Origin of the sequence: Sphingomonas trueperi (genome assembly GCF_040545965.1) — a bacterium.
Lineage (GTDB): Bacteria > Pseudomonadota > Alphaproteobacteria > Sphingomonadales > Sphingomonadaceae > Sphingomonas > Sphingomonas trueperi_C.
This window is the reverse complement of record NZ_JBEPMV010000001.1, coordinates 313,839-336,925: the sequence shown is the minus strand read 5'-3', so window position 1 is coordinate 336,925 and position 23,087 is coordinate 313,839. Positions and strand designations below refer to the sequence as shown.

Genomic DNA, 23,087 nt, shown 5'->3' with positions numbered 1-23,087 from the left:
CGGGTCAGCCAATTACGCCGAGCGCACGGATGCGCGCGCGGGCGTGGATCTCGTTCTGCGACAGCACCACCGTCGCCGGGCGGACGCGTTCGATGATCGAGCGGACGAACGGGCGGATCGACGGACTGGTGAGCAGGCAAGGAATCTCGCCGTCCTGCGCCAGCCGGTCATAGGTCTCGCGCACCGCGCCGATGAACTGCTGGAGCGCGGAGGGCGCCATCGCCAGCTGGCGATCGTCGCCCGCGCCGAGGATGCTGTCGGCGAAGGCCTGGTCCCAGTCGGCCGAGAGCGTCACCACCGGGATCGCGTCGCCGCGCGCCTGCGAAGCGCTGATCTGGCGGGCAAGGCGGCTGCGGACATGCTCGGTGATCGTGGTCAGGTTGCTGGTGAGCGGCGCCGATTCCGCGATGCCCTCGAGGATGGTCGGGATGTCGCGGATCGAGATCTGCTCGGCGAGCAGGTTCTGCAGGATGCGCTGGACGCTCGACACCGAGACCTTGGACGGGATGATGTCCGCCACCAGCTTTTCCGATTCCTTGTGGACTTCGGTCAGCAGCTTCTGCGTCTCGGTATAGGAGAGCAGATCGGCGATGTTTTCCTTCACCAGCTCGGTCAGGTGCGTCGCGATGATCGTGCCGCAATCGACCACGGTCAGGCCGCGGAAGCCGGCTTCATCGCGCAGCTCGCGATCGATCCACAAAGCGGGCAGGCCGAACACGGGTTCCTTGGTGACTTCGCCCGGCAGGCCGACCGAGCCGCCGCCCGGATTGATCAGCAGCAGCTTCTCCAGCCGGATGTCGCCGCGGGCCGCCTCGGTCTCCTTGATCGAGATGACATATTCGTTGGGCTTAAGCCCCATATTGTCGATGATGCGGACCGACGGGAGCACGAAGCCGTACTCGGTCGCCATCTGGCGGCGCAGTGCGCGCACCTGGTCGTCGAGCCGGGGTTCGCGGGTATCGTCGTTGATCATCGGCAGCAGCGCGTAGCCGATCTCGATGCGCACCGCGTCGATGGCCAGTGTCTCGGAGATCGGCTGTTCGACCGCCTGCGACTGCGCGACTTCCTGCGCCGCCTGGATCCGCTCGCGCGCGGTCTTGGCGGTGGAGCGGCGCGACATTTCCCAGGCGACCCAGCCCGACAGCGCCGAGAAGGCGGCGAACGGGATGAAGGGCAGGCCCGGCATCAGCGCCAGCGCGCCCATCAGGAACGAGACCATGCCGAACGCCTTGGGGTAGCGGCCGAGCTGGTCGCCCAGCGCGGCGCCGGTCTTGCCGGCAACGCCGCCCTTCGAGACGAGCAGGCCCGCCGCGGTCGACACGATCAGCGCCGGAATCTGGCTGACCAGACCGTCGCCCGCGGTGAGCACGGTATAGGTGCGGAACGCCTCGCCGATCGGCACGCCATGCTCGATCACGCCGATGCCGAGACCCACGACGATGTTGATCGCGGTGATCAGCAGGCCGGCGACGGCATCGCCCTTCACGAACTTGGAGGCACCGTCCATCGCGCCGTAGAAGCCGCTTTCGGCCTCCACTTCGGCGCGGCGGGCCTTGGCCTGCTCCTCGTTGATCATGCCGGCCGAGAGATCGGCGTCGATCGCCATCTGCTTGCCGGGCATCGAGTCGAGGCTGAAGCGCGCGGCGACTTCGGCGATACGGCCTGCGCCCTTGGTGATGACGACGAAGTTGATCACCACCAGGATCATGAAGATGGTGAGGCCGATGATGGTCTCGCCGCCCATCAGGAACTCGCCGAAGGCGCCGATCACGCCGCCGGCGGCATCGGGGCCCTCATGGCCATGGCCGAGGATCAGGCGGGTCGAGGCCAGGTTGAGGCCCAGCCGCAGCATCGTCGCGATCAGCAGGATCGTCGGGAAGGCGCTGAGCTCCAGCGGCTTCTCGATGAACAAAGCCGTCATCAGGATCATCACCGAGACGGTGATCGACAGGGCGAGGCCCATGTCGAGCATCCAGCCGGGCATCGGCAGGATCAGCATCGCGATGATCGCGATCACGCCGCCGGCAAGCGCCATGTCGCGATTGGCGCCGATGCGATCGAGGAATTTCAGGACGGCGGGAGGCATGGGCTGCTACCGGAAACTGGAGGTCAGGGCGCGGGCGAGACGGCGATGCCGGCGTCGATGAAGCTGCGCAGCTTGTTGCGCATCGTGCGGACCGAGATGCCGAGGATGTTCGACGCCGAGGTGCGGTTGCCGTGGCAGCGCTCGAGCGTCTGCAGGATCAGCTCGCGCTCCACCTCTTCCACCGTGCGGCCGACCAGGCTGTTGATGTCCAAGGGATTGGTCTCTGTGTTGAGCTCGGCGAGCGGCGTGCCGTCGGCGCGCACCAGGTCGCCCGGCACGATCGCGGCGCCGCGGCCGAGCAGGATGGCGCGGTGCACCGTCTCGTCCAGCTCGCGGATGTTGCCCGGCCAGACATAGCGCTGGAGCAGCGCCAGCGCCTCGTCGGTGAACGCGCGCGGCGGCAGGCCGTCGACTTCGGCGTGGCGCTTGGCGAAATAGCGGGCGAGGGCGATGATGTCCTCGCCACGGGCGCGCAGCGGCGGCACCTCGACGCGTACCAGTCCCAGCCGCACCAGCAGATCGGCGCGGAAGGTGCCGCTTTCGACCAGCGCATCGAGGTTGAGGCTCGAGGTCGCGATCAGCCGACCGTGGAAGGGAATGCTTTCGTGGCCCGCCAGGCGGCGGAACTGCTGCTTCTGCAGCACATCGTGCAGCTTGGCCTGCAGCGCGGGCGAGAGCATGCCGACTTCGCGGAGCAGCACGGTGCCGTGCCCGGCCTTCTCCAGCCGACCGATACGGCGCGCAACCGCGCCGGGGAAGGCGCCGGCCTCGTGGCCGAACAATTCGGATTCGAGCACGTCGGGCGCGACGCCGGAGCATTCGGCGACCAGCATCGGCTGCGGTCGGCCCGAGGCATCATGCACCGCACGCGCCATCATTTCCTTGCCACTGCCCTTCTCGCCGGTGATCAGCACCGGGGCGGCGCTGGGTGCCACACCGGCTGCCAGCGAGAGCGCGCGGGCGAGAGCGGGGTGGCCGCCGATCCAGGCCGGCGCCTTGCGCTCGACCACCGAGGCGATGGCGGCGGCGATCAGCTCGCGCTGCGGGGGAAGGGGAACGTAATCGCGCGCACCCGCGCGGATCGCCGCCACCGCGCGTTCGGCGGGCGCGTCGATGCCGCAGGCCAGCACGGCGATGGTAAAGCGCTCGGCGCGGATGCTCGCCATGAAGGCGGTGATGTCCGCCTCGACGTCGATCATCACCAGATCGGCACCGCCCTGGCGCAGCTCGACCAGCCCGTCCTGGGGCGTGTCGGCCATCGCCACTTCGGCGCCGGCGCTGCGGGCGAGCTCGGCGGCGAGTCGGAACTCGCTGCCAGGCGCGCCGATCAGGAGCATGCGGATCGGGCTGGCCATCAGCGATCGGGCCGCACGATTTCGGTGAGCGTCACGCCCAGCGCGTTATCGATCAGGACGACTTCGCCGCGCGCGATCAGCCGATCATTCACGAAGATGTCGACCGGTTCGCCGACGCGGCGATCCAGTTCGAGCACCGTGCCCGAGCTGAGCGCGAGCAGATCGCCGATCGGCATCCGCGCGCGGCCGAGCACTGCCTGCACCTTGACCGGCACGTCGTGCACGGCTTCGAGGCCGGCGCTGCCGCCATTGGCCTCGGGCATGCTGCCCGGCAGTTCGAAATCCTGGAAATCGGGCGCGGGGGCGGGCTGGGGCTCGCTGCCGTCCGACGGGATGATGTCGTGGGGATCGATCGTCATCTGCTAAAATCCTATGCGTTCATCCACTGGCGGATCACCGAGGCGGCCTCGGGCGGGCTGGCCGCGATGGCCGACCCGATCCGCTTGAGGGCGGAGAGCTTGATCCTCCCGTCCACCTGGGCGAGGGCGATTTCCTGATCGAGCAGCGCGGTCTCGCTGACCTGCATCTGCTCGAGCTTCTCGAGCGCGTCGGGATCGCCGTCCGCGGCGAGGGCGGTCAGCGCCCGCATTTCTTCGGACTGCTGCTGCGCCTCGAGCATGTTCATCTCGGGCTCGATCGGCAGCGGCTCGGGCTTGGGCTTGAGCATGCGCAGGGCGAGCAGGCCGACACCAGCGATCAGGGCGAGCTGCAGGAAGGTCCAGATCCGATCCATCGGCAGCTTGGAGAAGAGGCTCTCCTTGCCTTCGTCGACCGGCACCGCCGAGAAGGGCATGCTCTCGACGACGACGCTGTCGCCGCGCTGGGTATCGATGCCGACGGCATTTTCCACCAGGCGCTGCAGGCGCTGGATCTGGTCGGCCGGCAAGCCCTTCGGGCCGCCATCGACCATCACCGCGACGGTGAGGCGGGTAACCTTGCCCGGCGAGCGCAGCGTGACCGTCTTGGTCGAGCTGTTCGAATAGGTGGTGTCTTCCGAGGTCTGGTTGCTGGCCGACTGGCGCGAGCTGCCCGGGGCACCCGGATTGGCCTTGGCATCGGGCATCTGGTTGGCGACCGACGCGGTCTGCGGGCCGGCGTCGCTTTCCTTGTTCTGGTCCCCGGTCTCGACGCTCACCTGACGGGCGACGACCTGCTTGTCGGGATCGAAGACGTTCGATTCCTCGCGGGTCTGATCGCGGTCGATCTGGGCGGAGACTTCTGCGCGGACCTTGCCCTCGCCGACGATCGGCTGGAGCAGCGCCTCGATCTCGTCGCGCAGCTTGCCTTCGACGGTCTGCTGGCGCTCGTCGGCATCGCCGGCAGCGGCGGTGTCCGGATCGCCCGCGCGGGCGAGCAGCGCGCCGGTCTGGTCGACGACCGAGACGGCGTCGGGCGAAAGCTCGGGGACCGAGGAGGAGACGAGGTAGCGGATCGCCGCGACCTGCTCCGAGCCGATATGACCCTTGGTCTTGATGGTGACCGCAGCGGTCGCCTTGCGGCTCTCGTTCGCGAACATGGCGCGCTCGGGCATCACGATATGGACGCGCGCGGCGGTGACGCTCTGGATTGTCTGGATCGACTTGGAGAGCTCGCCCTCGATGGCGCGCGTCTCGTTCATCTTGGCGCGGCTGGCGGAGACGCCGAAGGGCTGCTCCTCGTCGAGCACTTCATAGCCGATCTTGCCGCCCAGCTTCTCGCTGGCCATGCTCATGCGCAGTTCGGCGAGCTTTTCCTCGGGCGCCATGATCGCGGTGCCGTCGGCGGAGAGCGTGTAGGGGACGTTCTGCGCCTTGAGCTTCTCGGTGATCGTCGATGCCGCGGCGGGATCGAGGTCGGTGTAGAGATAGCCCATGTTCGACTTGGAGCTGCTCATCGCCACGAAAGTCAGCGCCGCGAGCAGGGCGAAAGCCACGCCCCCCATCATCGCGAGCCGCTTGGTGCCGAGTTGCGCCACCAGATTCTTGATCGCTTCCAAAGCCGCCCCATGCAGTAGCTACGGGGCGCGGAGTGCCCCTTGTTAATGGACTTATAGGAGGCGGGCGGAACGGCAGTTTCTGCCGGGTGGGAATTTTTTGCCTAGCAGTCGTTCGACTTACGCGAAGCTACGGAAGCATGGTTGCGCGCGCACGCGGCTGCGGCCAAGGGCATCGCCAACGGATGGAGGCGACATGCAGGTGAACAGGCGGCACTTCGCGGCGGGGCTGGCAACGCTCGTGCTGGGCGCGCCGTGCGCGCAGGCGGCGGAGGGCGAAGGCGGAGCCGTGAGCCTGACCTATGACGACGGGCTGCCCTCGCATCTTGACGTGGCGGCGCCGGCGCTGGAGCGGCGGGGCCTGCACGGCACCTTCTACGTCACCTGGGACAATATCGTCGGCCGGGTTGGCGACTGGGAAAAGCTGCCGGCACGTGGCCATGAGCTGGGCGCGCACACCATGCACCATCCGTGCAATATCGGTCCGCTGAGCCCGCAAGCCTTTGCCGACAAGGAGTTCCGGCCGCTGGAGGCGTGGCTGGACAAGGTCGTCGGACCCGCGCGGCCGCGCGACTTCGCCTATCCTTGCGACGTTACCGACCTCGGCCCCGGCAGCGCCAATGTCGAGCGGGCGCGGTACGAGGCGTTGCTCAAGCGGTTGCGGATCGAGAGCGCGCGCAACAGCGAGGGCCCGCCCAACCCGGCGAGCTGGGTGCGGCGGCATCCCTATCGGCTGCAGGCGCTGGCGGTCGGCTATGACGCGCAGCCGCTCGACGTGTTCAACTATCTCCAGCTGGCGCGGCACGAGCGGCGCTGGGCGATCCTGGTGTTTCACCAGGTCGGCGCAGGCCCGGAGAGCGATGGGGCGGTGACCGCGGCGCAGCACGAGGCGCTGCTCGACATGGTGCTGGCCAGCGGGCTCGCGGTGCGCACCGTGGGCGAACAGATGCGGCGTCTCGTTTCGGGCTGATCTGCGCCCGGCACTTGCGCATCCGAAACCATGAATGGGCGTTTGACGGCCGATGAACGGCCGCTCCAGCGCAGGTTCAGCCTGAAACTGGCAGAAGCTGCAGCAAGGGGGCGGGAAGTGAGGAGCTGTCATGTCCGATCTGTGGAAACGCCCCGCCATGCTCTCGGCCAGCATGCTGGCCATGGCGATGGCCGCGTGCAGCCCGGGAACGCCGGTACAGCAAGCAGATAGCAACGCGTCGACGGCCAACATGGCCGATGCGCTGCCGGCGCTGCCTGCGGCGGTGCCGCTGCAGGCTGGTGCCGCTACTTCGCTCGCGACCGCGCCGGCGGCAGAGGCGCTGCCCGCGACGCGGCGGGTGCGCGTGGCGCAGGTCGCGCGGCGCAGCGACGCCTATGCCTATCTCGATCGCGCGCAGGGGGTTGCCGACGCGATCGGCGATGCGCCGCCCGATTATGCCTATGACGACGGCCGGGTCTCGCCCTGGGTATGGCAGACCAGCGTCGGCGACCGCCGCTATGCCGAGCCGGTCGATGGCGGCTATCGCTATTATTACTATCAGGCCGGAGCGGATCAGCCCTATCTCGTCCGCGATCCCGACTATAGCTACGCCTATTCGGGCGACGATCTGGTTGCGGTGTATGACGCGGGCGGCGACCTGCTGCCGGCGAATGCCTATGTTGGCCGCGCCGACATCGCCTCGCGTTATTATGACCGCGCGGAATATCTCTACCAGCTCTCGGCACAGCGCGAGCATCGCGGCGTGGTTGCGGCCAACTGGGCGGCGCGGCGCGCGGAGATCGCCGCCGCCAATGCCCAGTGGGCTGAGGCGCAGGCGCGCCAGGCCGAATGGCAGGCCTATCGCCAGGCCCATGCCGCACAGGAACAGGCGGTCTGGCAGCAGGAACGTCAACGCCGTGCGGTCGCCGCCCAGCGCTTCGCCGCGTGGCAGAACCAGGGCTTCCGCACCCCGGCACCGCAGCCTGTCGCTTATGTGCCGCCGCCGCAGCAGCAGCGCGGATGGATCCCCAACTGGTTCGGCGGCGAACGTCAAGCTGAGGCACAGCGCCAGCAGCAGATCCGCGTCCAGCAGATCGCCCAGCAGCAGGCGGCGCAGCGCCAGCGCCAGGCACAGGCGCAGCAGCGGCTCGCCTTACAGCAGCAGTCGCAGCAGCGCGCGAACCTCCAGGCACAGCAGCGCCAGCTCGCCGAACAACAGGCTCGTCAGCGTGAGGCGCAGCAGCAGGTTGCCCAGCGGCAAGCGCAGCAGCGGGCCGTTCAGCAGCGCGCGCAACAGGCGGCCGAGCAGCGCAGGCAGCAACAGGCGGCGGCGCAGCGCCTGCAACAAGCCGCCCAGCAGCGCAGGCAGCAGCAGGCCGCGGCGCAGCAGCGGATGCAGCAAGCGGCGGCGCAGCGTCGCGATCAACAACATGCGCAGCAGTTGGCACGGGCGGCCGCAGCGCAGCGCCAGCGTCAGGTCCAGCAGGCCCAGCAGCTGCAGCGTCAGCAGGCGCAACAGCGCACCCAGCAGCAGGCGGCGCAGCGTCAGCAGGCGCAACAGCAGGCCCGGCAGCAACAGGCCGGGCGTGCTCAGGCCGAGCAGCGGCAGGCGCAGGCGCGGGTACAGATGGCGCAGCAGCAGCGGGCACAGGCTGCGGCACGGGCGCAACAGGCGCGGTCACACCCGCAGCCGCAGCATCCCGCTCGGCCGGAACGTCCGCGCGATCCGCACCAGAGCTGATCGCGCTGGGGGAGGGGCCGTCGCCAGAGCGGCCCTTCCCGATCAGGCCTTGACGTTCAGCTCGTCCAGCGTGCGCGGCTCGTGCATCGGGCAGCCGTTGAACCGGCCGCGATACTCCGCCGAGAATTTGTAGGGCTCCTTGCGCGCGCGGTTCACCCCGCCAAGCGGCTGGTGCGCGGCAAGGCCGTGCCACGGCGCGAAGGACAGCCGATCCTCGATCCGGTCGCTTTCGCCGTAGACCCAGCCCGCCTGCGGCGCCACCTGCAGCGTCGCGACGGTGCGATAGGGGCTCTCTTCCTCGTCCCATGCGACCGAGGCATCCTCGACCGGCATCTTCTCGAGATCGGTGCACAGCTGCACGCGCAGCTCCCAGGTGCCGCCCTGCTCGGCGAGCAATTCGTTCACCGCCTCGCGGATCGCATCCGGGCGGCCGGTGGCGTTGATCGTCGCGTCGGCAAAGTCCTGGATGCCTGAGACCGGCACCAGCTGGAACTTGGCGATGTGGTCGCCATAGCGATAGGGCGTCTGGCTGTAATAGGTGGCGCCGAGCGGGTGGACCGGCTTGGCCCCGCCGAGGCTGCTGAGCAGCGCCGACTTGCCGCCGACCGCCTCGATCGCGGCTTCGAAGCTGCGCAGCACGGCGGAGAGCAGCTTCTTCGCACCTTCCGCCTTGTCGGTGGTGCCGGCGAGCAGCTTAAGATTGCCGAGGAATTTCTTCGCGTCGGGCGCGGCGAAGGCGGGGGCGTTGACCATCACGAAGTCCTGCGTGCTGTCGCCCTCGCTGCCCGGCAGGCGCTCGCCCTCGACCCCAAGCACCTTGAGCGCGACGCCGCGGGGCAGGCGGATCGAATCGTCGAGGATGTCGCCGGCATTGGTCGAGAAGCGCAGGATCGCTTCATGGCTGCCCGGCGTCGCGAACAGGCCCTGGGCGAGTTCGGGCGGCAGATTGTCCGCAATCGTGAAGGTGCCGCGCGCGAGGCCGTGGCCCTTGGCGTGTACCGAGCGGACGGCGTGCTGATAATCTTCGGAGGTGGTGTCGAGGATCTTCTCGAACTGTCCCTTCAGCCCGGCGACGGTCTCCGCCTCGTCGGGCTGGGGCTGTTCGACGGACGGCGAGAAACGGACGGGCTGCGGCATGGCTGGTTTCCTTCGAAGGTTCGAAGGAGCTCAACTGTCCGCCCGTTTTGCCGTTCCGTCAGTGGCGCTCAGTGGAGCAGCAGGCTTTCCAGCTCGGCAGTGATCGCCTCTCGGCGCTGCTGGGCGTTGAGTGCGAGGCCCCCTTCGTCCCAGTTGATCAGCGCGTCGCCCATCGCCAGCGTCGCGTCCGGCGCAACGGTGAGGCTCAGCTTGCGGCGATCCTTGGACTGACGGTCTGCGATCTTTGCCTCGATGTCGTCGACCAGATCGGGGTGGACGCGCACCTGCAATTCGGTGCCGCGCGCCACCTGGCCGAGCACGCGGCCGATCGCTGCGTCGATCGCATCGCCCGGGGCGCGTTCGATCGCGCGCGCCGCAATATGGTCGGCGGCGGCGAGCGCGACTTCGGTCGCCTCGCTGGTCACCCGCTCGGTGATTTCGGTGAATTGGGCGTCGATCACCTCGATGCCGGCGTGCAGCGCGTCGACCGCGCTGAGCAGCGCCACTTCGCGCTCTGCCCGCGCCTGGGCGAGTCCGGCCTCGAAGCCCTCGGCCCGCGCGCGATCGATCACCGCCTGCTGATCGGCCTTGAGCAGCGCGAGTTCGGCACGCAGCGCCGCCAGCTCGATCAGCGCGTCTTCGTTGACCAGTTTCTTGTCCGGGATCGGCGCCGAAAAGACGCGGTCGAAGGCGAAACGTTCGACATGGATGCTCATGCTGCCATGCTCCTCAGATAATCATCGCGTCGTCGGACTTGGGATCGACCAGCAGGATCTCGCCGCGATCGGCGAGGTCCTTGGCCAGGCGGACGAGGCTCGACTGGGCCTCTTCGCAATCGCGGGCACGCACCGGGCCCATGCCCGCCATGTCCTCGCGCATCAGCTTGGCGGCGCGCTCGGTCATCGCGTTGAAGAACATCGACTTCAGCTGCTCCGGGGCACCCTTCAGCGCCAGCGCCATCTCGCGCTTGTCGGCGTTGCGTACGATCGACGCAATCGCCGGCGGCAGCAGGTTGGCGAGATCCTCGAAGGTGAACATCAGGGCGCGGATCCGCTCGGCGCTTTCCGGCGCCTTGGCGTCGAGCGCGGTGAGCATCGCTTCCTCGGTCGAGCGGTCGAGCGAGTTGAACAGCTCGGCCATGCTCTCGTGCGGATCGCGCTTCTGCGAGCGGGAGAGGTTCGTCATGAACTCGGTCTTGAGCGTCTGCTCGACTTGGTTGATGACTTCCTTCTGCACCGTGTCCATCCGCAGCATGCGCATGATCACGTCCACCGCGAAGTCGCGCGGCAGCTCGGCGAGCACGCGCGCGGCATGGTCCGGGCGGAGCTTGGAGAGGATGACCGCGACGGTCTGCGGATATTCCTGCTTGAGCGCGCCGGCCAGCACGGTCTCGGAGACGTTGGACAGCTTGTCCCACATCGTCCGGCCCGAGGGACCACGGATATCCTCCATGATCTCCTTCACCTTCTCGTCCGGCAGGATGCCGCCGAGCAGGCGTTCGGTCGTCTCGTAGCTGCCGTGGAGCGAGGCCATGCTCGCCACTTCGCCGGTGAACTGGACGAGCAGATATTCGACGACGGCGCTGGGGATGCGGCCCAGGCTGGCGATCGTCGAGGAAAGCTCCTTGATTTCGTCGGTGGAGAGCTGGTCCCAGATCGGCGCGCCATGTTCCTTGCCGAGCGCGAGCATCAGCGCAGCCGCGCGTTGCGGCCCCGAGAATTTCTTCAGTTCGGGCGGTTCACCCACCGTGGCGACAGAAGCCATGCTCATCCCTGCAGAAAATGGTCTGCGCGCACCCGCAAGGCCGCGCTCTCCTCTATTATAGATTCAAATGGGGAAGGGACGGATCGGATCATGGTTAATTTATCCGCAAATCTTATCGGGCTGAGTTTGCTCACCGGTCAGGACGCGTTCGCCGCCGCCGCCGCTGCCGCAAGCGCTGCCCCGACCTTCGAGAGCAAGGCGGTGAAGACCGCCAAGGCGCAGTTTACCACCGCCGTCACCGCCCCGCCCTGGAAGGACAAGGACGGCAACGCCACCTCGTCCCAGCTTACCTCGATCCTGGCATCCCGCACCCTGGTCCAGCCGGCGACCAGCGACAGCAGCGGCAATCTACTCCCCGACGACGTGAAGACTACCTTCACCGCGTTCAAGGCGCTGGACAAGCTGCGCGTGCTCGCCGAGGCTGCAGCCGACAAGACCACGTCGGACGCGCAGCGCGCGCAGTATCAGAAGGCGTTCTCCAAGGGCCTGTCGGACCTGCAGAACTATCTGGTTTCGTCGCCATCGGATAAGGTGAACCTCGCTTTCGGCAAGGCCAGCACGAACGTCAAGACCAGCGAGCTGGCTTCGACGAACCTGTATGAAACCAACGGCAAGCCATTGGTGAAGAAGGCGTCGGATCCGCTGCCCGGCCTTACCGGCAACGAACAGTTCGTCGTGAACATCAAGCGCGGCACCCAGTCGCAGAGCTTCACCGTCGATCTGTCGACCGGGCCCCAGCCGCCGACGATCAACTCGGTGGCGCAGGCGCTCAACGCGCAGATCAGTTCGATCCCGATGTACACGAGCGACGGCAGCGTGCTGACCGACAGCAAGGGCGAGCCGGTAAGCAAGTGGAATGCCCGCTTCGAGCCCGAGCTCGAGGACGGGATGTGGCGCCTCAACCTCACTACCCCGGACGGCATCGAACAGGTCAGCCTGGATCAGATCGGCGCCAAGGATTCGCTGGTCGTCACGACCGGCCAGACTCCGCTGGATTCGCCCACCGCGACCCAGGTGTTCCGCCTGAACGATCCGGCAGGTGACAATACTAAGGTGAACATGGGGACGATCCAAGCGGTGGATCGTCAGGGCACCGAGCAGAACGTGGCCGCGGGGAAGACCACGAACGTCACCAAGGCGGTCGAGGACGCCGATGGCAAGCTCAAGCTCGAGACCAGCAAGACCAGCGACGCCTATGCCAGCACCACGGCGGCCGCGAGCGTTACGGACGCGCAGGGCTTCACCTATGTAGTCGGCACCACGAAGGGCGACCTAGGCGCCAACCTCTCCACCGGCGACGACAATCTGTTCCTCACCAAGATGGACAGTTCCGGCAAGGTCGTCTGGCAGCGCAATCTGGGCGCCTCCGGCACCGCGACCGGTGCCTCGGTATCGCTCGGCCAGGATGGTAGCGTCGTCGTTGCCGGTACGGTGACCGGCAGCTTCAACGGCATCACCGCCGATGGCGACATGGCGGTCGCGAAATATGCGGCCAATGGCGACGAGCAGTTTTCCACCCTCGTCGTGTCCAGCGGCAGCGACAGTGCCCGCGCCGTTACCGTCGGCGCCGACGGATCCGTGTTCGTCGCCGGTCGCACCGCTAACCAGGATGGCGGCGATGCGATGGTGGTGCGGATCAACGCGCAGGGCAAGATCGCCGAGCGGCGCACGATCAATACGGGCGGCAGCGACACGGTCACCAGCCTGGCGACCGACAAGGACGGCAATCTTCTCGCACTCGTGTCCAGCAACGGCGAGGCGAGCGTGATGAAGCTGCAGTCGGATTCGCTGTCGACCACGCTGGGCAGCATCAGCCTCGGTACCGCCGATGCCCGCGCGCTCGCGGTGGGCGCGGACGGCAGCATCGCGGTGGGCGGTGCCACCGCCAGCGCGATCGCCGGCACCCAGGCCAACGCGCTGAGTGGCGGTCGCGACGGCTTCGTTACGCGGATCGATTCGGCGCTCTCCAGCGCGACCACCACCTATGTCGGTACGGGCGAGGACGACCAGATCGACAGTGTCGCCTTCCTGGACGGCAAGATCTATGCGGGCGGCCGCACGACGGGCGACCTCGGCGCCCCGCGGCGGGGGCCCGTCGATGGGTTCGTCACCCAGATCGACGCCACGACCGGCGCTGTCGGGACCACGACCCAATTCGGCCAGTCGCTGACGCGCACCGAGCCGGTGCGGGTATCGGCGGATGTCGGCGGCAGCACCGCGCTTTCGGCGCTGGGTTTCGCCCGCGGCGTGCTCAACCCCACGGTGTCCGACAAGGTCACGACCCAGACGACGCTACGCGAGGGCGACTATTTCTCGATCAAGGCGGATGATCTCGCCGTCCGTCGTGTGACGATCGAGAAGGGCGACACGCTGAAGACCATCGCGGATCGCATGCAGGGCATGATCGGTGCGTCCAAGGGAACGGTGACCGCCACGACGGTGGACGGCGTCCAGTATCTGCGGATCACGATGAAGCAGGGCCACGAGATGGAACTGCTCTCCGGCAGCGCGGACGCGGACGCGCTCTCGAAGCTGGGGATCGAGCCGCAGCGCATCGCCAACGCGGCTGCGACGTTGGGCACCGCGCCAAAGGTCAAGCCGGGCGGCGCCTACGGGCTCGAACTCTCGGAAGCGTTCAGCCTCGCTTCGGTCGACAATGCCAAGGCCGCGCTCGGCAAGATCAAAGATGCGATCTCGATGACCCAGACCGCCTATCGCTCTCTATATTGGGATGACAGCAAGGCGCAGTTCGTCGACGGCAGCAAGTCGAGCGGCGGCAAGAAAGGCGGTTCGACCGCGATCGAACAGGCCCAGCTGAAGAACTACCAGGCGGCGCTCTCGAGGCTGCAGTCCGGCCCGAGCACCGCCACCAGCCTTTTGGGATTCTGAACCATGTCCGAGATGCCGACCATCTTCTCCGCAATCCAGATGCGGATGCAGAATCTGTCGCAGCGCCAGCAGGTGATCGCGCAGAACCTCGCGAACAGCGAAACGCCCGGCTACAAGTCGCGCGACGTGTCCGAGCCCAATTTCGGCGATCTGCTGCAGGGCGCCGGCGGGATCAGTATCGCCAAGCCCCGTGTCGAGCTGACCGGCACGATGAAGAACCTCGGCGCGGTGCAGCCGGTGGGCAGCGGCATCGTGTTCGACAAGGACGTGACCGAGACCAAGCCGGACGGCAACAACGTCACGCTAGAAGACCAGCTGCTCAAGATGGGCAAGGTTCAGGCCGATTTCAGCGCGATGACCAATATCTATCGCAAGCAGATGGTGCTGCTGAAGACCGCGCTGGGCAAGGGCGGCGGCTGACGCCGAACGCTCCGCCTGACGGGCAACAAAAAGGGCCGCGAGCGGGTGCTCGCGGCCCTTTCCGTTTTCACGGCGATGCGTTCGATCAGGCGATCGCGACGCGCGCGGTGCGACGGCGACGGATCGCGCCACCCGCCATGCCGAAGCCCGCAATCATCAGGCCCCACGCGGCCGGTTCGGGAACCGGTGCGAAATCGATCTGCGAGCTGTACCCATAGTCCTTGGTCTTGGTGTTCTTCATCACGACCGTCAGGAGCTGCGGCGTGTTCGACGGGGTCACCGCGAACGAATAGACGTCGCCCTTGTTGATGCCGGTCAGCGTCACGCCGCCGAACGACAGGCTCACCAGGTCCAGATAGTAGGACGAGATGCTGACGTGCAGAACACCCGGTGCGTTCAGCGAGAGCGCGAAGGACTGCGTCGCGGTCGTCTTCTTGGCGACCTTGACGTTGTTCCAGCCGCCGCCGAAGCCGTCGAAGCTGCAAACCGCTGCAGCGGAGTCGACGCAAACGACCGTCGTCGCCTGCGCGGTGCCTGCCATGGTGAGTGCGCCAGCCGCCGTCGCAGCCGCGATCATAAGAGTCTTGAGCTTGTTCATCCACACCTCCCTAACGCTTACACAGCGGCTGGGAGCTGCCCGATGAGTTCAGGCAGGAAACACTCTTCTTCCCATACGCGCTGTCCTTTTCTTTATAAACGAACGCGCAGATTTTGCCAGATTATAGTTAAGATCAAATACACGATTTATAAATCGTGAAATATCAACAGCATAAGTCGGTATGCTGAGGTGTTTCAGTGCTTTGCTCGGCTGCAACGGCTCAGAAATATTCCGCGGCGCAGCGAAGAGGCCGAGGAACAGCGCGAATCAAAAATACCTTCACAAACGTGCATTTACGGAGATGGGTGCAGGTGCATCCATGCCGTACAGTCCGCCGCACGCGCTGTAGGTCGTGCTGCGGCTGCCGGTAAGACGCTGGGCCTCCGAGGCAATGGCTGCCATCATCTCTGCAGACAATTCGATCTGGCGGGAAAGTATCCGCGAGTTGACCACCGAAGCGTCCCGCAGCGCGCGGCTTGCTTCGGACAGTTTCTCGCGCGCTTCCGGCTCCAGCGTCTCCAGCCAATCTTCCGGATTCTCGCGCTTCAGCCGCGCGACTTCCGCTTCGATGCGGCCGGCGAGCCGCAACTTGGCATCGGCGATCTCGCCGAGTTCGCGGATATAGGGCGTGCGAGCCAAACGTTCGCTCTCTTCCTCCATCAAAGCGGTGAGGGAGAGCATCGCATCGACGAGCTGCGTGATCATTTCTGTCCTTGCTGAAGCTTGAGGATCTGGTCGAGGACGGCAGGTGCGAGACCGATTCCGCCGCGGCGCGCCATGGCGGCGCCGAGCTTCTCGGCAAGTACGCCGCGGAAGATCTCTTCGCCGTTTCCACCGCTAAACTGTTCGTCTTGTTGAACACTTTGCATCATGAGCTGAGTCATCTGACCCAGAAACACGCTTTCGAATTCCTGCGCGGTCTTGGCGTTCTTCGCGTCCACCTTGGGCATCGGCTTGGCCGGGGTGGTCGCCCCGGCAAGGGCTGCCTGGGGCAGGGGAGACGTGTCGTTCATCACTGCACCTCGATTTCGGCCTGGAGCGCGCCGGCCGTCTTGATCGCCTGGAGGATGGTGATCAGGTCGCGCGGCGAGACGCCGAGGGTGTTGAGCCCGCTGACCAGCGCCTTGAGCGACGAGCCGTTGATTACGGCCAGGCTGGCGCCGTTGCCGTCGTTCACCTGCACCTGGGTGCGCGGCACCACGGTGGTCTGCCCCTGCGAGAAGGGGCCAGGCTGCGAGACCTGCGGCGTTTCGGTGACCGAGATGGTCAGGCCGCCCTGCGCGATCGCGACCGGCGTGATCCGCACGTCGCTGTTCATCACCACGGTGCCCGAGGCTTCGTTGATCACCACCTTGGCTGGCTGATCGACCTTCACTTCGAGGTCGCCCACCTGGGTGACCAGATCGATCACCGACCCGGCGAACTGGCTGCTTGGGCGCAGCTCGACCGTCGCGGGATCGAGCATCTGCGCGGCACCGGGATAACGGCCGTTGATCGCGCGGGCGATACGGTCGGCGGTCGAGAAATCCGGGTTCTTGAGCGCGAGCTTGAGGCTGTTCGCCGAGCGGAGCTGATAAGGCACCTCGCGCTCGACGATAGCGCCGCCGGCGATCCGCGCCGAGGTGGTGACGCCGCGGCTGACATTTGCGGCTGCACCCTGCGCCTTGAAGCCGGAGACGGCGACCGGACCCTGGGCCACGGCATAGATCTCGCCGTCGAGCGCGCGCAGCGACGAGGCGATCAGCGTGCCGCCCTGCAGGCTTGTGGCGTCGCCGAGTGCGGAAACCTGCACGTCGATCCGAGAACCGTTGCGCGAGAAGGGCGGCATGGTCGCGGTGATCGAGACCGCGGCGACATTCTGCGTGCGCATCTGCGTGCCGCGAATGTTAACGCCCATCCGCTCGAGCATCGACTGCATCGATTCCTCGGTGAAGGGGGCATTGCGGATACGATCGCCGGTGCCGGCGAGGCCGACCACGAGGCCATAGCCAACCAGCTGGTTTTCGCGGACATTTTCGACGTCGACGATGTCCTTGATCCGGGTCTGGGCCATCGCCTGGGGCGCGCCGAAACAGGCCAGCGCGAGCGCCAGGAACGATGCGGAGAGACGATACATAAACCTCTCGGGCCAAGTGGAAAATTAACGCTACTCGTCTTATAGGAAGAGGAGAGCCAAGACGGCTCGCGAGGACCTGATTTCGTGCGTATCGACAGCCTCTCACCGATGATGGCGCGCAACCTGCTGGCGGCGTTGCCCAAGTCTGTGCCCAGTCTGGCGAGCCGCTTGGAAGAACAGGTCGCCGCGGCGCCGCATCCGCAGCCCGTGCCGGGCACGGTGCCGGCCACCAGCGTGCAGATGCTGGTGGCGATCGCCGCCAACAATCCGGTCGCCGAACGCCGCCGCAAGCAGGCGCGTGACGTAGAGCGCGGAATCGATGCACTTGACCGACTGCACAAGGAGCTGGTGGCGGGGACGCCGAACGTCGCGCGGTTGCGCGAGATCGTGCAGTGGTCGGAAACAGTCCCGACTCCGGCCGAGCCCGAACTGGCTGCGTTGATGCGCGACATCGACGTGCGGGTGCGTGTCGAACTGGCGAAGCTCGACATCCAGGTCTGAGCTTCGCGTCCGCGAGCATCCTTCCTGCTTGTCGCCTCTATTTGCTGCGGCGCAGTATAGGCTGTTTATCCGACTGAGATCCTGCCTGTTCTCCAAATGAACACCTTGGATAAACCGCGTCGGCGGGTTAAAGGGTGGTTAACAAGAGGGGATCCGTCATGAAGGCTTTCACGCGAATTTTTGCGTTTGTCTCCCTGTGTCTGGCGCCCGTGGCGGCGCATGCGGGGCCGAGCTATTCTGGCCTCTACGTTTTCGGCGACAGTCTGGTCGACTCCGGCAACGCCTATCTCGCGACGAGCGGCGCGGTGGCGAGCCCCGACGACGGCTATTTCGGCGGACGCTTTTCCAACGGATTCAACTTCGCCGATTATCTGAGCCTCGCGATCACGGGGCATGCCGCGACCCCGGTCTATGCCGGGGGCCTGAACATGGCCGTCGGCGGCGCGACCGCGCAGTATGTGCGGGGCGAGCGCAGCCCGAGCTTCCTCGGCCAGGTGGGATTGTACCAGAGCAGGGTCGCGGCGCCGATCGACAGCAATGCACTGGTGCTGCTCACCTTCGGCGGCAACGACGTGCGCGACACGATCCTCACCGGCGGGCCCGTCAGTTTCCTTTCGGCGCTCTCGGATTTCGACGATGCGGTGACCGCACTTTATCAGCTGGGTGCGCGACATTTCGCGATCGTCGGCTCGCCCGACATCGGCCTGTTGCCGGCGTCCGTCGCCCTTGCGGGCGGCGTGCCCGACCGCCTCGACGAGCTCAGCGCGCGCTCGCGGCAGATCAGCAACGGGTTGCGGAGCGTGGCGGATGGACTGAACAGCGTGTCCGGTGTCACCGCCGACTTCTTTGACCTGTACGCGGTGGAGCACGACTTGCTCGACTCGCCGGCCAGCTTCGGCCTGCCGGGCACGCTGAACACGACGACGCCATGTCAGATCATCGGCGGCGGCCCGGCCCAGACGGCGAATTGCAGCAACTCGCTCTATTTCGACGCGATCCACCCGACCACCCAAGTACATCGCGCGATCGCCGATGCGCTGGTGCAGCAGCTGGGGATCAGCGCGGTGCCGGAGGGGCAGACCTGGGTGCTGCTGATCGTGGGCGTCGCCGCTGTCGGCGGAGCGCTGCGGCGCCGGCGGGCGTCGATCGCGCTGGCGTGAGGCAAGGGGGCGGTCGCCGCTCAGCGCGGCGGCTGCACCTCGTTCAGCCAGGCGGAGAGCTCGGCATAGGGGATCATCTCGATGAAGGCGACGCCTGCGGAGTCGTCTTCGGCCCAGCGGACGGTGCAGCTGCGCGGAGTCAGACCGGGGACGACCAGCGTCATTACCCGCTCGAGATCGGGCTGGTTCGACAGGCGAACCCGGGCGCCGCTCTGCGAGATATTCTCCATCGCCACGCTGTGCGACACGCCGTTGCAGACGAGCCGCGCATTGCTGGCGATCGCGAAACGCGGCGCGCGGGGAACGGCGCGGCGTAGGCGCGCAGCCGGCGAGCTGCCCTTGGCGGAGGCGAGCACCTCCTCCACATCGATCGCTTCGTGAAATTGCACGCCGGCGCGCCCGGCGCTGATCCACTTGATCTCGCCTTCCAGCACCGGACCGCCGCGAAGCTCGACGACGATCCGATCGCCTTCGCGCAAGGGGAAGGGGCTTTCCAGCATCATGCCGGTGGCGGAGATGTTGCGGACCCGGCACAGCTGTTCGCCGGCGCCGGTGCAGATCAGCTTGCCCACCATCAGCGTCGTCACCGTGCGCGGGGCACGCTCGGCCCAGGGGCCGGGATCGCTGCTGTTGTGGTCAAACTGATGTTCGGCTGCGCCCACGGCGTCCTTCTCCCCGCTGGGCCGCAACGTCGCGGCCCCTACGCATATTATAGGATGAACGGACGTTCAGCTTCGCATCGGTAGTCGTACGAATGTCGTATACGACGATCAGGCGGGATTGGCGTTGGTCACCGCGATCTTGCGCACGACCTTCGGACCGAAGGCTTCGGTCGCCGAGCTATCGACCAGCTTCCGGAAACCTTCCAGGTTCGGCAACATGCCGTCGGGGCCCGCCGCCATCGGGGTGCGATAGGTCCGCATGTTGATGGCGTGGAGCAGCAGCGGCATGCGCTGCGCAACGAAGTCGGCCTTGGCCTCATCGACTTCGAGTTGCACTTCCATCGAGGCATAGCCGGCCAGATGGCCGTCGGGGAAGACCAGCGGCACCAGCACCTTGCCGGTGGGCACGAACTTGCCGGGCTCTTCCTTCTCTTCGGCCTTGGCTTCCTGCTTGGCGACGCCGATGCCGAGCATCTTCACCATCGCATAGGCGGTGCCGCCGCCCGCGGCGAGGCCGGCGATCAGCGCGACGATGAGGAACAGCAATTTCTTCACGGGCGGCCCTTAGAACTTGAAGCTGGAGTCGCTCGGCAGCGCCGAGGTCTGGCCTTTGAGGACGATGCTGATGCGGCGGTTCTCGGCGCGGTTCGGCTGGTCGGGATAGACGGGCTGCGTCGCGCCCATCGCGACGACTTCGGCGAAGCGATCGGGCGTCACGCCGCCGGCGACCAAGGCCGAGCGGGCGGCGAGGGCGCGCTGGCCGGAAAGCAGCCAGTTGGCGTCGCTCTGCCCGCCCGCGCCATCGGTATGGCCCTCGATGGCGATCTGCGCGCCGACCGTGGCGATCTTCTTCGCCAGCTTGGTGAGCAGCGTGCGCGCATAGGGATTGAGCTCGGCCGTGTTCGACTTGAACATCGGCTGCTGATCGGTGTCCATCAGCGTGATGCGCAGGCCCTGCCGGTCCTGCTGAACGTCGACATTCTTCTTGCCCTGCGACTGCGGCGTCGCTTCCAGCGCGACCATCAGTTCGGAGGCCATGACGCGCATCGTTGCCGGCACGTCGGCGGTGCCGCCGCGCGCGGAGCCCGCGGTGGTGACCTCGAAGGTGGGCTGTCCCTTGGCCTGGCTGGGATCCGCCTCGGAACGGCGGGTCGGGCCGCCGGCGCCGGGCGCGGAGTTGACCACCGGCGTGGAGGGGCCGCTATCGGCGACGGTGGGCGAGAAATATTTGGCGAGGCCCTTCAGCCGGTCCTTGTCCGGATTGGCGAGCAGCCACAGCAGCATGAAGAATGCCATCATCGCCGTCACGAAGTCGGCATAGGCCACTTTCCACGCGCCGCCGTGATGGCCGCCCGCGACCTTCTTGACCTTCTTGACGATGATCGGCCGAACGTCCCCCCCGCGGGCCATGTTACTGACCCTTCAGCGCGTTGCGCAGGCGATCCTGGACGGCGCCGAGACGGACATGGCTGATCGCCGAGAGCGAATCCTCGCCGCCCGCGATCCGCTCCAGCAGGTTCACGCACTCGTCGGCGTGCTGGATCAGATAGTCGAACGCCTGGAGCTGCTCGAGATAATTGGCGGCGAAATGCTCGTCGCAGACGAGCACCTCGGCCAGGCCTTCCAGCTTCTTGCTGATTTCGCGGATTTCGCCGGCCATCACGCTGTGCAGCACGCCCGCGAAGGGGTCGTAGCCGGGCAGGGCTTGCGGGTTTGACGGTTCCGACATGGGCAGGCACGACATCAGAAAAGCTCCAATTCTCCGTCGGGGGCGGCAACAGGCAGGGGGGCGACCGGACGTTCCTGGACACGCTCCGCCACCTTGGTGCAGCGGCTCTTGCCCTCGTGCGGCAGGAACTCGACCTTGCGGGCGAGCGTGCCGCCGAGATCGCAATGTGCGATCGTGATGCCTTCGGTCTCCATGAACCGGCGGGCAAAGGCCGCGTTCGACGCGCCGATGCCCCCCAGGCCGGAGATGATATTGGCGCCACCGTACAGGTGGGCCTGCAGCCGCGGGCGCAGCGCGCCCTTGGCCATCATGCTGTTGATCAGCAGTTCCATCGCATGCACGCCGTAACGTGCCATGTCAGAATTCGAGACCTTGTGGTCCGCTCCCGGCTCGCCGAGCAGGAAGTGATTCATCCCTCCGACCTTGGCGACCGGGTCGTAGAGGCATGCGGCCACGCAGCTCCCGAGCAGGGTCGAAATCATGACATGGGGCTCCGCGATAACCGCGTTCTCGCCCTGTACGATGGAAACTCTGCGCATATCAGGTCAGCTCGCCGAAGACGCGTTCGATCTTTTCCTTCAGCGCCGCCGGCGCGAAAGGTTTGACGACATAGTTGTTCACACCCAGCGCCGCCGCCTTCTGCACGACCTCACGGTCGGACGAGCCGGTGAGCATGATGAACACGGTCTTGCCGATCACCGGGTCGGCGCGAACCGCCTCCAGGAACTGCAGCCCGTCCATCTCGGGCATGTTGTAGTCGGAGATGACGAGGTGGACGCGGTCGCTCTTGATCGACGAAAGCGCTTCCGGCGCACTGGCCTTGTCGCGAACGTCCTTGAACCCCAGGTCCTGCAGCGCACGACGGATCATCGCCCGCATACTGGTCTGATCATCAACGACCATCACCTTGATTTGTGATGCAGCGGGCATTGTTATGCGCTCCCAACCTTAACCGTTTCTCGACAAGCTTTCAGGATGGCCTCCGGCATCGCCGACAGGCCGACCTCCTTCTCCACTGCACCCGCTTCCTTGGCGGCGCGGGGCATGCCCCACACCACGCAGGTTTCCTTGGTCTGGCCAAGCGTGCGGGCACCCGCCCGACGCATTTCCAGCAGGCCCTGTGCGCCGTCGCTGCCCATCCCCGTGAGGATGACGCCGACGGCACCGGCGCCCAGTTTGGAGACCGAGCGGAACAGCACGTCCACCGAGGGACGATGGCCGGTGACCGGATTGCCCGGGATCAGCTTGATCCGGCCATTGGCACCGCCCTGGAGTTCCATGTGTCGTTCGCCTCCAGGTGCAATATAGACGGTTCCAGGGGTCACCTGGGCACCATCCGTAGCTTCCACTACGTTGACCCGGCACTCGGCGTTCAGGCGCTGCGCGAAGCTGCGCGTGAAGGTCGCCGGCATGTGCTGCACGATCAGGATCGGCGGCGAATCTTCCGGCAGCGCCGGCAGCAGCGAGAACAACGCTTCCACGCCGCCCGTCGACGAGCCGATCGCGATCAACTGGGCCGCGGCACCGCCGCCGCCGGCCGAGGCGACGCTCGGCTGGGCGGGCAGGCGCTGCGGGCCGGCGCGGGCGACCGAGCGCGCCGCGCTCTTCACCTTCTCGCATAGCAGGCCGGCATCGCGCTCGATGTCGTCGGGCGAGCCGCTCGGCTTGGTGACATAGTCGACCGCGCCGAGGCGCAGCGCCTCGATCGTCACTTCCGCACCGCGGGCGGTGAGGGTGGAGCACATCACCACCGGCATCGGCCGGAGGCGCATGATGCGCTCGAGGAAGGACAGGCCGTCCATCCCCGGCATCTCGACGTCGAGCGTCAGCACGTCGGGGTTGAGCGCCTTGATCATGTCGCGGGCCGCGAACGGCTCCGGCGCCATGCCGACCACTTCGATCTCGGGGTCGGCCGAGAGCATGCGCTTCAGCGTCGCGCGCATGGATGCGCTGTCGTCGACGATGAGCGTGCGGACTGGTTTCATGC

24 protein-coding genes are annotated in these 23,087 nt (G+C 66.7%); 6 read left to right on the top strand and 18 right to left on the bottom strand.

All coding sequences use genetic code 11. From position 1 onward, the window contains the following. Nucleotides 1-4 precede the first annotated feature (4 nt). The 4 genes from flhA to fliF are packed head-to-tail and all read right to left on the bottom strand — an operon-like array spanning nt 5 to nt 5,416. On the bottom strand, nt 5-2,086 hold the full coding sequence (gene flhA / locus ABIC35_RS01675) for a flagellar biosynthesis protein FlhA (RefSeq protein ID WP_121078583.1): 2,082 nt from the start codon (nt 2,084-2,086) through the stop codon (nt 5-7). Nucleotides 2,087-2,109: 23 nt separating this feature from the next. Next, entirely contained in the window at nt 2,110-3,441 is a 1,332-nt protein-coding gene (locus ABIC35_RS01670) for a sigma-54-dependent transcriptional regulator (RefSeq protein WP_121078581.1), read from the bottom strand. After that, entirely contained in the window at nt 3,441-3,800 is a 360-nt protein-coding gene (gene fliN, locus ABIC35_RS01665; protein WP_121078579.1) for a flagellar motor switch protein FliN, read from the bottom strand. Before fliN ends, ABIC35_RS01670 begins: the two co-directional genes overlap by 1 nt. Before the next feature lie 11 nt (nt 3,801-3,811). After that, nucleotides 3,812-5,416 (bottom strand): flagellar basal-body MS-ring/collar protein FliF, encoded by a 1,605-nt coding sequence (fliF, locus tag ABIC35_RS01660; protein WP_121078578.1) that lies wholly within the window; start codon nt 5,414-5,416, stop codon nt 3,812-3,814. A gap of 193 nt (nt 5,417-5,609) precedes the next feature. Here fliF and ABIC35_RS01655 point away from each other — a divergent pair, with 193 nt between their 5' ends. Then, the gene (locus ABIC35_RS01655; protein WP_121078576.1) at nt 5,610-6,383 is read left to right on the top strand and encodes a polysaccharide deacetylase family protein; all 774 of its coding nucleotides are present in this window, start codon (nt 5,610-5,612) and stop codon (nt 6,381-6,383) included. Nucleotides 6,384-6,513: 130 nt separating this feature from the next. After that, the gene (locus tag ABIC35_RS01650; protein ID WP_147425921.1) at nt 6,514-8,124 is read left to right on the top strand and encodes a hypothetical protein; all 1,611 of its coding nucleotides are present in this window, start codon (nt 6,514-6,516) and stop codon (nt 8,122-8,124) included. Nucleotides 8,125-8,166: 42 nt separating this feature from the next. Here ABIC35_RS01650 and ABIC35_RS01645 read toward each other — a convergent pair whose 3' ends face one another. The 3 genes from ABIC35_RS01645 to ABIC35_RS01635 form a co-directional block, all read right to left on the bottom strand. Continuing rightward, nucleotides 8,167-9,261 carry a catalase family protein gene (locus tag ABIC35_RS01645; RefSeq protein WP_121078572.1) on the bottom strand — a complete coding sequence of 365 codons (1,095 nt, stop codon included), beginning with the start codon at nt 9,259-9,261 and terminating at the stop codon, nt 8,167-8,169. Nucleotides 9,262-9,329: 68 nt separating this feature from the next. After that, nucleotides 9,330-9,977: a FliH/SctL family protein gene (locus ABIC35_RS01640; RefSeq protein ID WP_121078570.1), complete on the bottom strand. Its 648-nt coding sequence runs from the start codon at nt 9,975-9,977 to the stop codon at nt 9,330-9,332. Nucleotides 9,978-9,990: 13 nt separating this feature from the next. Further along, nucleotides 9,991-11,025 (bottom strand): flagellar motor switch protein FliG, encoded by a 1,035-nt coding sequence (locus ABIC35_RS01635; RefSeq protein ID WP_121079575.1) that lies wholly within the window; start codon nt 11,023-11,025, stop codon nt 9,991-9,993. A 90-nt stretch (nt 11,026-11,115) separates the two neighbouring features. Between ABIC35_RS01635 and ABIC35_RS01630 the strand changes: the two genes are divergently transcribed. Together ABIC35_RS01630 and ABIC35_RS01625 are read left to right on the top strand one after the other, a co-directional pair. Further along, the gene (locus tag ABIC35_RS01630; RefSeq protein WP_121078568.1) at nt 11,116-13,914 is read left to right on the top strand and encodes a hypothetical protein; all 2,799 of its coding nucleotides are present in this window, start codon (nt 11,116-11,118) and stop codon (nt 13,912-13,914) included. A gap of 3 nt (nt 13,915-13,917) precedes the next feature. Then, on the top strand, nt 13,918-14,334 hold the full coding sequence (locus ABIC35_RS01625; RefSeq protein WP_121078566.1) for a flagellar basal body protein: 417 nt from the start codon (nt 13,918-13,920) through the stop codon (nt 14,332-14,334). Nucleotides 14,335-14,419: 85 nt separating this feature from the next. On the opposite strand, the gene ABIC35_RS01620 is transcribed toward ABIC35_RS01625, so the two are convergent. From ABIC35_RS01620 to ABIC35_RS01605, 4 genes are all read right to left on the bottom strand, one after another. Beyond that, on the bottom strand, nt 14,420-14,932 hold the full coding sequence (locus tag ABIC35_RS01620; protein ID WP_147425919.1) for a PEPxxWA-CTERM sorting domain-containing protein: 513 nt from the start codon (nt 14,930-14,932) through the stop codon (nt 14,420-14,422). 279 nt (nt 14,933-15,211) lie between these two features. Next, entirely contained in the window at nt 15,212-15,637 is a 426-nt protein-coding gene (locus ABIC35_RS01615) for a flagellar protein FlgN (RefSeq protein ID WP_121078562.1), read from the bottom strand. Further along, the gene (locus tag ABIC35_RS01610; protein ID WP_121078560.1) at nt 15,634-15,945 is read right to left on the bottom strand and encodes a rod-binding protein; all 312 of its coding nucleotides are present in this window, start codon (nt 15,943-15,945) and stop codon (nt 15,634-15,636) included. Before ABIC35_RS01610 ends, ABIC35_RS01615 begins: the two co-directional genes overlap by 4 nt. Continuing rightward, a complete protein-coding gene (locus ABIC35_RS01605) occupies nt 15,945-17,048 on the bottom strand; it encodes a flagellar basal body P-ring protein FlgI (RefSeq protein ID WP_121078558.1) in 1,104 nt (367 codons plus the stop codon). Before ABIC35_RS01605 ends, ABIC35_RS01610 begins: the two co-directional genes overlap by 1 nt. An 84-nt stretch (nt 17,049-17,132) precedes the next feature. Here ABIC35_RS01605 and ABIC35_RS01600 point away from each other — a divergent pair, with 84 nt between their 5' ends. Next, the gene (locus tag ABIC35_RS01600; protein WP_121078556.1) at nt 17,133-17,549 is read left to right on the top strand and encodes a flagellar assembly protein FliX; all 417 of its coding nucleotides are present in this window, start codon (nt 17,133-17,135) and stop codon (nt 17,547-17,549) included. Nucleotides 17,550-17,707: 158 nt separating this feature from the next. Continuing rightward, nucleotides 17,708-18,709, top strand: a complete 1,002-nt coding sequence (locus ABIC35_RS01595) for an SGNH/GDSL hydrolase family protein (RefSeq protein WP_121078554.1) — start codon at nt 17,708-17,710, stop codon at nt 18,707-18,709. A gap of 20 nt (nt 18,710-18,729) precedes the next feature. Here the strand turns inward: ABIC35_RS01595 and ABIC35_RS01590 are convergent, their stop codons facing one another. The 7 genes from ABIC35_RS01590 to ABIC35_RS01560 all read right to left on the bottom strand — a co-directional run bounded on the left by ABIC35_RS01590 (nt 18,730) and on the right by ABIC35_RS01560 (nt 23,085). Beyond that, nucleotides 18,730-19,371, bottom strand: a complete 642-nt coding sequence (locus ABIC35_RS01590; protein ID WP_121078552.1) for a PilZ domain-containing protein — start codon at nt 19,369-19,371, stop codon at nt 18,730-18,732. 108 nt (nt 19,372-19,479) lie between these two features. Further along, a complete protein-coding gene (locus ABIC35_RS01585; RefSeq protein ID WP_121078550.1) occupies nt 19,480-19,926 on the bottom strand; it encodes a hypothetical protein in 447 nt (148 codons plus the stop codon). Nucleotides 19,927-19,935: 9 nt separating this feature from the next. Further along, nucleotides 19,936-20,781 carry an OmpA family protein gene (locus ABIC35_RS01580; RefSeq protein WP_121078548.1) on the bottom strand — a complete coding sequence of 282 codons (846 nt, stop codon included), beginning with the start codon at nt 20,779-20,781 and terminating at the stop codon, nt 19,936-19,938. A gap of 1 nt (nt 20,782) precedes the next feature. Continuing rightward, the gene (locus ABIC35_RS01575) at nt 20,783-21,115 is read right to left on the bottom strand and encodes a hypothetical protein (RefSeq protein ID WP_121078546.1); all 333 of its coding nucleotides are present in this window, start codon (nt 21,113-21,115) and stop codon (nt 20,783-20,785) included. After that, a complete protein-coding gene (locus ABIC35_RS01570) occupies nt 21,115-21,639 on the bottom strand; it encodes a chemotaxis protein CheD (protein WP_121078544.1) in 525 nt (174 codons plus the stop codon). The genes ABIC35_RS01575 and ABIC35_RS01570 overlap by 1 nt, the downstream gene beginning before the upstream one ends. Before the next feature lies 1 nt (nt 21,640). Further along, a complete protein-coding gene (locus ABIC35_RS01565; RefSeq protein WP_175488075.1) occupies nt 21,641-22,030 on the bottom strand; it encodes a response regulator in 390 nt (129 codons plus the stop codon). 2 nt (nt 22,031-22,032) lie between these two features. Beyond that, nucleotides 22,033-23,085: a protein-glutamate methylesterase/protein-glutamine glutaminase gene (locus tag ABIC35_RS01560; RefSeq protein WP_121079573.1), complete on the bottom strand. Its 1,053-nt coding sequence runs from the start codon at nt 23,083-23,085 to the stop codon at nt 22,033-22,035. Nucleotides 23,086-23,087 lie beyond the last annotated feature (2 nt).